Consider the following 784-nt stretch of genomic DNA (forward strand, 5'->3'; position numbering starts at 1 on the left):
ATTTTTCCTTCAACTAAACAAGAAAGGTGTGATGAAGTGGCTAAAATTATTAACAAATATAGTGATAAATTTGAAATAAATACCCCTTTGAGAATGGCACATTTCTTGGGACAGGTAGGATGGGAATCCAATCAGCTTAAAGCTATGGGTGAAAAAAATGGAGAAGGGACTTGTTATAAGAAAACTAGTACGGGTTGGAGTATTTGGTTTTCATTAACATGGAAAGAAACGCCTTTTAATAAAGATTGTTCGGACGCACCAAATGATAATCAAAGTACTAAAAGAATTAAAAAGAACGGTTGGTCTTCGATTGATGATGTACCAAAAAAGTATATCTGTGATGCTGGTGAGGTATCACAAGGCCAAGCCGGTAAAAATTTATTTTGCTATGTGTATCGATGTGAGGGGGGTAACGGAGATGAAAGTACCTGTGATGGTTACACTTATCGTGGACATGGAATAATGCAGCTTACCTGGAAAAAACAATATAAGCAATTTAATCAATGGCTTATATCGGAAGGCTTTGCAGATGATTACAAAAAAATCCTCTCAGATCCAGACGAGGGTTTTAAAGACAAAGAAATAGATATACTTTCTGGAATGTGGTTTTGGAATAAAAATGATTGCAACGAAACCGCAGATAAATTGGATGAAAATTGTTCAGAAGCACAATATAAATTGTTCACAACAAAAATTAATGCAGCAGCAGACAAATATCTTGAACGAAAAGAACTCTTTAAAAAATCATTAACAGTTTTAAACAAATAATATAAAATGAAAATTT

At 33.4% G+C, this 784-nt stretch carries 1 protein-coding gene; it reads left to right on the plus strand.

Translation table 11 applies throughout. The features are described from left to right. A partial coding sequence (locus WAA15_RS24490) for a glycoside hydrolase family 19 protein (protein ID WP_337045480.1) occupies positions 1-768 on the plus strand: 768 nt, incomplete at its 5' end. Positions 769-784: the final 16 nt, after the last annotated feature.

The organism is Emticicia sp. 17c, assembly GCF_037153985.1.
Lineage (GTDB): Bacteria > Bacteroidota > Bacteroidia > Cytophagales > Spirosomataceae > Emticicia.